10 protein-coding genes and 3 pseudogenes are annotated in these 8,688 nt (G+C 65.5%); 5 read left to right on the top strand and 8 right to left on the bottom strand.

Features of this window, described 5'->3' with window-relative positions; genetic code table 11:
- Positions 1-201, bottom strand: a 201-nt coding sequence (locus tag U9977_RS21400) for a hypothetical protein (protein WP_322751078.1), incomplete at its 3' end; no start/stop codon positions are given.
- 268 nt (positions 202-469) lie between these two features.
- On the opposite strand from U9977_RS21400, the gene U9977_RS21405 reads away from it, so the two are divergent.
- The 4 genes from U9977_RS21405 (at position 470) to U9977_RS21420 (ending at position 3,110) form a co-directional block, all read left to right on the top strand.
- Entirely contained in the window at positions 470-1,462 is a 993-nt protein-coding gene (locus U9977_RS21405; RefSeq protein ID WP_322751079.1) for a site-specific integrase, read from the top strand.
- A gap of 196 nt (positions 1,463-1,658) precedes the next feature.
- Positions 1,659-2,039: a metalloregulator ArsR/SmtB family transcription factor gene (locus tag U9977_RS21410; protein WP_322751080.1), complete on the top strand. Its 381-nt coding sequence runs from the start codon at positions 1,659-1,661 to the stop codon at positions 2,037-2,039.
- A complete protein-coding gene (locus tag U9977_RS21415; protein ID WP_322751081.1) occupies positions 2,036-2,533 on the top strand; it encodes an SRPBCC family protein in 498 nt (165 codons plus the stop codon). Before U9977_RS21410 ends, U9977_RS21415 begins: the two co-directional genes overlap by 4 nt.
- Positions 2,520-3,110, top strand: coding sequence for a TIGR03086 family metal-binding protein (locus U9977_RS21420; RefSeq protein WP_322751082.1), 591 nt, complete (start codon positions 2,520-2,522; stop codon positions 3,108-3,110). The genes U9977_RS21415 and U9977_RS21420 overlap by 14 nt, the downstream gene beginning before the upstream one ends.
- 639 nt (positions 3,111-3,749) lie before the next feature.
- Here the strand turns inward: U9977_RS21420 and U9977_RS21430 are convergent.
- Positions 3,750-4,814 carry a WD40 repeat domain-containing protein gene (locus tag U9977_RS21430; RefSeq protein WP_322751083.1) on the bottom strand — a complete coding sequence of 355 codons (1,065 nt, stop codon included), beginning with the start codon at positions 4,812-4,814 and terminating at the stop codon, positions 3,750-3,752.
- Positions 4,815-5,427: 613 nt separating this feature from the next.
- On the opposite strand from U9977_RS21430, the pseudogene U9977_RS21435 reads away from it, so the two are divergent.
- Positions 5,428-5,712 (top strand): annotated as a pseudogene (locus U9977_RS21435) (IS5/IS1182 family transposase); the annotation flags it as partial.
- A gap of 42 nt (positions 5,713-5,754) precedes the next feature.
- Here U9977_RS21435 and U9977_RS21440 read toward each other — a convergent pair.
- The 6 genes and pseudogenes from U9977_RS21440 to U9977_RS21460 all read right to left on the bottom strand — a co-directional run.
- A pseudogene (locus tag U9977_RS21440) lies at positions 5,755-5,967 on the bottom strand (integrase core domain-containing protein); the annotation flags it as partial.
- Complete coding sequence (locus tag U9977_RS27180) at positions 5,925-6,206, bottom strand: TetR family transcriptional regulator C-terminal domain-containing protein (RefSeq protein WP_416210730.1); 282 nt, start codon at positions 6,204-6,206, stop codon at positions 5,925-5,927. The gene U9977_RS27180 and the pseudogene U9977_RS21440, both read right to left, overlap by 43 nt.
- A 57-nt stretch (positions 6,207-6,263) precedes the next feature.
- A pseudogene (locus tag U9977_RS27185) lies at positions 6,264-6,344 on the bottom strand (TetR family transcriptional regulator); the annotation flags it as partial.
- Between the two features lie 274 nt (positions 6,345-6,618).
- Positions 6,619-7,338, bottom strand: a complete 720-nt coding sequence (locus tag U9977_RS21450; RefSeq protein WP_322751085.1) for an RICIN domain-containing protein — start codon at positions 7,336-7,338, stop codon at positions 6,619-6,621.
- Positions 7,326-8,300: a helix-turn-helix transcriptional regulator gene (locus U9977_RS21455; RefSeq protein ID WP_322751086.1), complete on the bottom strand. Its 975-nt coding sequence runs from the start codon at positions 8,298-8,300 to the stop codon at positions 7,326-7,328. The genes U9977_RS21450 and U9977_RS21455 overlap by 13 nt, the downstream gene beginning before the upstream one ends.
- 78 nt (positions 8,301-8,378) lie before the next feature.
- Positions 8,379-8,688: hypothetical protein (locus tag U9977_RS21460; RefSeq protein ID WP_322751087.1), on the bottom strand; the 310-nt coding region annotated here is incomplete at its 5' end.

Raw genomic sequence — 8,688 nt, forward strand, 5'->3', positions numbered from 1 at the left:
GTCCGTCACGTCCTGGAGCATGTCGGCGTCGACCCAGCGGTGCCCGCGTCCGGACAGCGGCTGGATGAGCAGCTGCGTGCGGCCGTAGGACACCCGGGCGTCGTGGACCGTGACACCGACGAGCAGCTTCCCGGCGCCGGGGACCAGCCAGAGCTGATCCGTCCCGGTCAGCGCACGAGCCTCGCTCAGGGGCATCGCCATCGGGGACGTCCGTTCTCTTCTCTCTGATCGAGCTGTCCGGTCGCCGTCCGCACCGCCACGACATGCCTGGTGGCCACGTCCGTGCGGCACGCGTGAGCGAATCGCCGCGATCAGGCTACGCTCCCAGCTTCGCCTCTTACGTTTCGTTTTGAACAGTCATTTAGTTACGTCTCATCGCACCGATACGATATGAAACGTTCTGGATCCTGACGCCCGATAAGCTTCACTTCTCAGGCGTCAGAACGGCGTCGAAAAGGAGGGCTCAGACATGAGCGAAGGCAGCTCAGAGGTTGCGATCCGTGACGACGGCGAACGCTCTGCGCTGTCGCCTGCCCTGGTCGAACGGATGGCCGACTACGCCCGCGCCGCGCGGGCCTCCTCGACGTGGCGGGCCTACGACAGCGACCTGCGGCACTTCGCCTCGTGGTGCGCTGAACACTCTCCGGCGCGCAGCGCGGTGCCGGCGGCACCGGCGACGGTGGCGGGCTACCTCACGGCGCTCGCCGACAGCGGCTACAAACCGGCGACGATCCGGCGTCGGATGGCGGCGATCTCCGTGGCGCACCAGCTCGGCCGCCACCTCAACCCGACAACCTCGGTCGAGGTGGCAACGGTCTGGGACGGCATCCGCCGCACCCACGGCGTGGCGCCCGCGCGCAAGCACGCGTTGGAAACCGGTTTGCTGACCCGTGTGCTCGAGGCGGTGGACGGCGATCGCCTCACCGACGTCCGGGACCGGGCGCTGTTGCTGGTCGGCTTCGCCGGATGCCTGCGCCGCAGTGAACTCGTGGCCCTCGACGTCGCCGACATCGCCGAGACCGCCGACGGTCTGGTTCTTGCCATCCGCGGCTCCAAGACCGACCAGGAGCGGGCGGGTGCACTGGTCGGCCTCGCCTACGGCTCCTACCGGCCGACCTGCCCGGTCCGATCATGGATTGCGTGGCGGGAGGCCGCGGGCCTGGTCGAGGGGCCGGCGTTTCGGGCGGTGAACCGCCATGGTGGGGTGAGCGCCGGCCGGCTCGACCCGGGTTCGGTGGCCCGGATCGTCCAGCGCCGGGTCGGTGCGGCGGGCCTGTCCCCCGCCGACTTCGCCGGCCATTCATTGCGGTCGGGGTTCGCCACCGCCGCCGCCCGCGCCGGCGTCACGGACCGGTCGATCATGCGCCAGGGCCGTTGGCGCTCACCCACCTCGCTGGACAGCTACGTCCGGGCCGGCCGCCTGTTCGACCGCGACAACCCCTCGGGCCAGGTCGGCCTGTAGCACCCATCACCCGGTTGGGTCAGGGCGCTTCTCTCCCGCCCGGGAACTGGGCGTGCCGGTGGTCGTCGGGGATGGCGGACGCGCGGCGGCTGCTGTCGCCGCGCGGGACCGGCGCGTTTCAACCAAACGGTTGGCACCAAGGCTGCCACCGCCTAACGTTTATTTCAACCAGAAGGTTGAAGCGAAGTGAGGCTCGATGGCGGCTGACTCGCTGTCCCGAATCTTCTCGGCCCTCGCCGATCCGACCCGGCGCGACATGGTGGCCCGGCTCGCCCAGGCCGACGCGACGGTGAACCAGCTCGCCGAGCCGTACCCGATGAGCCTGCAGGCCGTCTACAAGCATCTGCGGGTGCTGGAGCAGGCCGGCGTGGTCACCCGCCCGGAGGGGCCGCAGCCTCGCTCGGTGCACCTCGAGGCCGAGGTCTTCGACCTGATGGACACCTGGATCGAGCGCTACCGGCGCCGGGCCGAGGAGCGGTACCGCCGCCTCGACGCCGTCCTGGACGCCATGCGCGACAGCACCGAACGCAACCACGACGGACGCGACAACACCGAGAAGGACGGGAGCGCGGCATGAACGTCACCAGCGAAACCACGATCGAGGCAGACTCGAAGATACCGATCATCCGGATGACCCGGGATTTCCGGGCCACGCCCGAACAGTTGCTGCGGGCCCACACCGATCCCGTCCTGTTCGCGCAGTGGGTCGGGCCGCGTTCGCTCACCACCCGCATCGACTACTGGGAGGCCCGCACCGGCGGTCGCTGGCGCTACGTCGCCACCCGCGACGGGGTTGAGTTCGGTTTCCACGGCTGCTTCCACGAGGTGCGGCCGGACCGCATCGTGCAGACCTTCACGTTCGAGGGCGAGCCGGACAGCGTCGCGCTGGAGACGCTGTGGTTCGACGACCTCGGTGACGGCCGGACCCGGCTGCGCACCCAGTCGCTGGTCGACAGCTTCGAAGGCCGCGACGCCTGGCTGTCGAGCGGCATGGAGACCGGGGTCGACGAGGGCTACGCCAAGCTGGACAAGATGCTGTCCGACAGGACGCAGGCCGATGGCGCTGTCTGAGGCGCCCGCCGAGCGTCACCGCCAGATCGCCGGGACGTTCACCGCCCGGGTCGAGGCGACCCGGGCGTGGGACGGGCCGTCACCGGTCGCCGCCTGGACCGCCCGCGACGTCGTGCGCCACCTGACGGACTGGTTCCCTGCCTTCCTCGCCGCCGGCACCGGCGTCGAGCTGGCCCGCGGACCCTCGGTGGACGATGACCCGGTCGCCACGTGGCGGGTGCACCACGACGCCGTCCAGGCGTTGCTGGACGACCCGACGACGGCCGGCCGGGTGCTGACCAACCCGCACATCGGCGAAGCGCCCCTGGACGTCGCGATCGACCGGTTCTACACGGCCGACGTGTTCATGCACACATGGGACCTGGCCCGCGCCACCGGCCAGGACGATCGGCTCGACCCGGACTTCTGCGCCGGCCTGCTGGCCGGGATGGAGCCGATGGAGGACGTGCTGCGGGGCTCCGGCCAGTACGGCCCCCGGATCGCGGTGCCGGGCGACGCCGACGTCCAGGCCCGGCTGCTGGGTTTCATCGGCCGCGACCCGTACTGGGCGCCGGCCGGGACGGCCGCCGAGGCGTAGACAGGCGAGCGGGCGGTGGCGAAAACCCGCCGCCCGCCGCGGTCACAAGCGCCGAAGAAGGCCGTTCGTGTTCTCGTTCGAGCCTCGCCACCATGGCGAGCGCGGATCGCAGAAATACACGAGAACTCCCGTCAGTCCGACAATGTCGGCGATCGGTACCGACTGGGCTGCGCTGACCTCCGCCAGCTGCGCGGTGAGATCGCCGGACAGCGCCCAGTACGTACACCATGTCTATGTGCCGGTGGAGGCCGATCGTGGAGTCGCGGACCCGCATGTCCAGGATCGCGTACGGCGGTGCGTGCATCTTCGCCGGGCTGGCCGTACTGATCCTGATCATGCGCCCGGCACCCCGGACCACCCCGGACCACCCCGGCCGCACTCCCCGACTACGAGGCGACTCGCTCATAGAACCCTGCCGAGGCCGACGCTGTCGTTGTCATATCCGAACGCGGCACTCCATCGTCACCTCCACGCATGATGAGCATGGCCGGCACCTAACTGATCCTGTGGCGAGCAGCGGTCACGAGGCGGACCTGAGCACGGAGGGCGGACTGCGGGAGGCGCTGGGCCGTTTCGAGGGTGCCTACCAGGACCTCTACTGGGACCTCCACCGCTTTCGATAACGCAACAGTGCCGGGATCAGCGCAGCGCCCAGAGTTGAACTGTTCCGCCGACCCCGACGGCCAGAGTCTTCCCGTCCGGGTTGAAGGCCAGCGGCGCCCCGGATGTGCCCGCCGCGGTCATGGCGGAGTTGGCGGATAGGGTGATGGTGCCCGTCGCCTTCCCCGCGGTAACATCCCACAGTTCGACGCCAGTACCGCCGGTGAGCGTGGTGGCCAGAGTCGCACCGTCCGGGCTGAACGCGACCGAGCCGCCGCCGGTGTCGGTGACGGTGGAGACGACCGTGCCGGTGGTGACATCCCAGATCTGCGTACCGGTGTAGGCGCCGTTCTGCAGGTACGACGGGCCAGCGAACCCGGCACCGGCTATGGTCTTACCGTCCGGGCTGAAGGCCAGCGAACTGACCTTGTTGCCGATGACCTTCACCGGATCTGTGGTGGCGAGCCGTAGCGTCGGCCCGGGGGTTCCGGTAGCCACCTGCCACGTGTACACGCTTCCTTGATTGGTGACGCCACCGCCGCCGGCGGCGATGGTCTTGCCGTCGGGACTGAAGGCGAGGCACAACAGGACGGAACTACGGGGTGTGAGCTTCGTAATGTTTTTGCCGGTAGCGATGTCCCAGAGCAGCACCGAGGTCACCCCGCCCCCATTCCCGATGCTCGCGACCGTCTTACCGTCCGGGCTGACCGCTACGGCTCCGCTGCCACCCAACGGGTTCGCCCCGGTCGTCACCGGGTTCGGAAAGGTGGCGGTGGAGGTTCCGGTACCGACGTCCCACAGTTGTGCCCCATAACCGGCGTAGCCGGTGGCGAGTGCCTGTCCGTCAGGGGTGAAACCCACCGACACATTACCGGGTGCGGTGATGGTGGCCGTGGCCTTTCCCGTCTCCACGTCCCACAATCGCACCCGCTTCTCGCTGCCCTCGTTGCCGGCCAGAGTCCGGCCGTCCGGGCTGAATGCCAGCGGGTCCACGTGCAGGGTGGCGCCGGCGAAGCTGGCAACCTGCCGCAGGCCCGTCGCAGCGGCGGATGGCGAGGCCGTCGGGGCCTGGCTGACCTCCGGTGCGGTACCGGTCGGTGTCACCAGGCCCGCGGCGGAAGGAGCGCCGCCGCCACATCCGGCAACGAACAGGAAGACCGCTGCAAGAGCACAGAATGATGCACTACGCCTACCAACACTTAATCCGACAGCGGGAACCATCGACCAAGCAATCCAATTCTGAGACCGTATGGTCCCGTTGGACGAAGGCCCGCCCCTGCGCGCAACCACCGCTGCCGTCCACGCAGCCGCTCGGCGACGACGACCATGAGGCCATGTCGTCATTCCTCCGCCGCAACCGCCCAACAGCATTGCCAACACGCCGAACACGACGATTCCGCAGCCTGATCGGCTGGAAATTCGGCGCCGTGTTGAACCGTTCATTCGTGGATCATCCTTTCGGCGCCGTCGGCAGCATTTGTTCAGGACGATAGTGGCTTCGGATTTCTGGGGAGAATAGTCCATGTATCCCGCATCCGTCCAATGAGCATTTCCATGTAATGACTCATGACCGTATATGACTGACACTCTCCGTAGTCGACACGCCCGAAAACCGACGATTCAACAAGAAAACACGGGATCCCGCCAGGAAGACTGGTCCGACCAAAGATCAGCCTAAGAAAGGTCCCGCGTACCGGCGAGTGTGACATATACGGCCGTGTTGCCATCGCGGGAGGAAACCGTTGTGCTTCTGGAGGGTTTACTCGCTGCGGAACGCAGCCGGTGCGGCACCCGCCCCGATATCCGCGCGCTGACCTGCCGCCACCAGGCCGTCCTGGTGCTGCGCTGGTTCCTCGACAACACCCGGCTGCGCCAGCTTGTCATCGACAACACGATCGGGAGATCGACCGCCTACGCCTACCTCCACGAAGGCATCACCGTCCTCGCAGCTCGCGCCCCGAAGTTGGAGTCGGCCCTCCTGGCCGCACAAGCCGCCGACCACTGACCGGCCCCGAATTTTCCGGATAGCCTTTAATGGTTATTTCTATGCCGCAGTCCTCTGTGCGAGGAAGTCGGCGTGAACCTCGGCTGGGGTCCTGTAGTCGAGCCCGGAGTGGAGACGCTTACGGTTGTAAAAGACTTCAATGTATCGGACTGTAGCACGTCTGGCGTGTGCGCGGGTGGCGAAAGTGGTCCGGTAGACGAGTTCGTTTTTCAGGGCCCCGAAGAAGGATTCGGCCATGGCGTTGTCCCAGCAGATTCGGACCGGATTTCCCCGGTGCGCTGACCTTCGGTGATGACAGCCTCAAGAGCGCCTTGGGTTCGTTCGAACATGTTGCGCACATCAAGGGTCGCCTTGGGGTCGGCGCCGCCCAGTTCGGCGGCGGTGTTGACCGCGAGGCATCCGCGCCGGTCGGGATCGGCGGCGTTGGCCTCGACGATGAACTGGAGTGCAGCCCGCAGCCGCGGCTTGACCGGTCCCGGCTGATCGATGATGCGTGCGAGGGTGTCCGCCTGTTGCTCCCGGTAGCGCTCTAGTGCGCGGTCAAAGAGTGCCCTCTTGCTGCCGAACGTGGCATACAGGCTGCCCTTGCCTATACCCAGTTCATCGACCAGGTCCTGGGATGTGGTGCCCGCGTAGCCCTTCCGCTAGAAGACATCCATGGCCCTGTCCACGGCCGCATCCGGGTCGAACTGCTTGGGCCTACCCACATGGGCAAGCCTATCCCAATTCTGAACCTCAAGGTCAAGAAAAAGATGGTGAACCCGCCGGCGTCAGCCAGATCGAGGACCGACCACGATCGGGCCGCGACGGCCGCGACATGTCGAAAATCGACCGGTGCGACCGTCGCGGTCTTTAGTGATCACTAAATATTATGTGGAGTCTGTCGGGCATCCCTGTTTTTTCCTACGGGGCAAGTGTCGCCCATTGCTGATCCAGGTGGCTCGGATAGCTACTCCATTGGACCGCATGCGCTCCTAGCTGAGCCGATCCGTTGGCTATACCCATGTAACGGCCGGAGTGATAATTCCGGATCTGGCCCCAGTATGCGGTTGACAGCAGCCAGAGCTCGTCGTGGGTACCGGTGCAGTTGTAGGTGATGAGCTCTGCGTTCGTTTGCACGCCACCGGCGGGAGCAATGCATTTTCCATTGTGGTTGTTTACGATCTCTCGATATCCGTTATACTCATTTTGCACGTGCCAGAGCTGGGCGGTATCGGTTGCGTTGCATTGCTTCTGTTCGAGAACATTGGTGGTTGACACCCAGGAAAGACAATTTCCGAATCCATTCACAAGATGGAAGATGTTGGGGGGTGGATTGAAGGCTGCTGCTGGCCCTGCAACTACACCGCCGAGGGCCGCAAAAACCATAAAGACGAGACCGATGCCGCCTACGCGTTTTCTGATGTCGCACTCTCCCGGTGTGAAAATGATTTGTCTGCCATCACAAGGGTGATTGTCATGCCTTGTCGTCGCGATGGAAACCTGTTCGTCCTTCCGGTTCCGGCCCCGTCCGCTGCCGGACAGTCGCGGTGCACCGACATCGGATGGAGACGTCCCTGGTAACGGACCAGATTGGCTGCCGTGGTTTGTCGGCTTCAACCGGTCGGGGATCAGTCGACCCAACCGAGCCTTGCCGCGAGAATGCCTGCCTGGAAGCGGCTGCCAGCGTCAAGTTGATCCATGATTTCCGAAGTCTGTCGCCGGATCGTCCGGGTCGAGACGCCGATCTTCCTGGCGATGGCCTCGTCCGTCATGCCGGCGGCAAGGAGGCGCAGGACCTCCAGTCGTTGCCCAGTGGGCCTTGCGAGTGCGTCATCCGCTAGCTGGTGCGGCGAAGTCGGCAGCGGATCAGACGTCGTCCAGACGTGCTCGAACACGTCGCGGAGAATGGCGGTGAGCGGACCGTTGCGAACGACCAAGGCGGTGGGCGACGCCGGCGCGAACATCACGGCAACCAACTCGTCGACGAGAACGATACGCAATGGTAACAGCTGATTGGTTCGCACCTGGATGCCGAGAGCGGCCTGATGTCTAAGATCGCTTCTTGTATGGGAATGGCGCAGAGTCGCCGTCTGGTAGACAGCTCGGATCGTTGCGCCGCGCGCCAACACATCTTGATGACGAGCGAGATTGGCTTGCGTCACTTCCGGCGAGGGCGACAGCCCCGGATGGATCGTCGCTACCTCCCGCTGCGTCAACCTTGCCGCGTCGTCCAATACGGCCATTATCCGAGTCATACCCACGACCTTCTCTATTTCCTTTCGTCGTCCGGAGGTCGTGAACTCGTTGACAAGAGTGCTGAGGGCCTGCTGCGTCTTCTCGATTTCTGCTGTCAGAGCGTGGACCTTGTTTTTGTGGTCCTGTATGAGCCGGCGGGCGGCCGCCTCGGGCGATAGTATGGACCAACCGTTCGACGCGGTCGGAGACTCAATGAGAAGACCGAGATGGATCAGGGAATCTCGGACGATAGCGCTCTGCTCTGTAGAGAGCCCGAGCGCCTGCGCGACCGAGGCATCTTCTTGCTCGATATCCTCCGTGAGTAGTTCGTGGTATGCCTGCAGACTTTCGACGAACTCACGCTCCATCACGTCACTCCTTGCAGTAGCTCAGAGAACAACTTTTAATGTTGTTTAACAGCCAGCAGACAATTCTCGGTGTGCGGATCAGGTGGCGGCGGGGAGGGCGCGTAGCCGCGCGAGCGCGGTGGACAGGAGATCACCGCGGCTGGGTGGCAGACGTACGTGCAGGCCGCGGGCGTGGGGGACGACCCGGCCCGGGACAGTGAGGACCTCGTGGCGTAGGCCGGCGTCGAGCTTGGCGTCTTTGATCTGGGTTTCGATGTCGGCGCGGCCGCGGAACCACCACTCGACCGCGACGATGCCCTCCGGCTCGTTCGCGGGGATGTTCGTCATCAGAAAGCTGACCACCCAGGCTGGGATGCCGTGCGAGCGGGAAAATCTTGCGGGCCTCGCC

This window comes from Protofrankia sp. Cas8, assembly GCF_963555845.1.
In the GTDB taxonomy this organism is placed as follows: domain Bacteria; phylum Actinomycetota; class Actinomycetes; order Frankiales; family Frankiaceae; genus Protofrankia.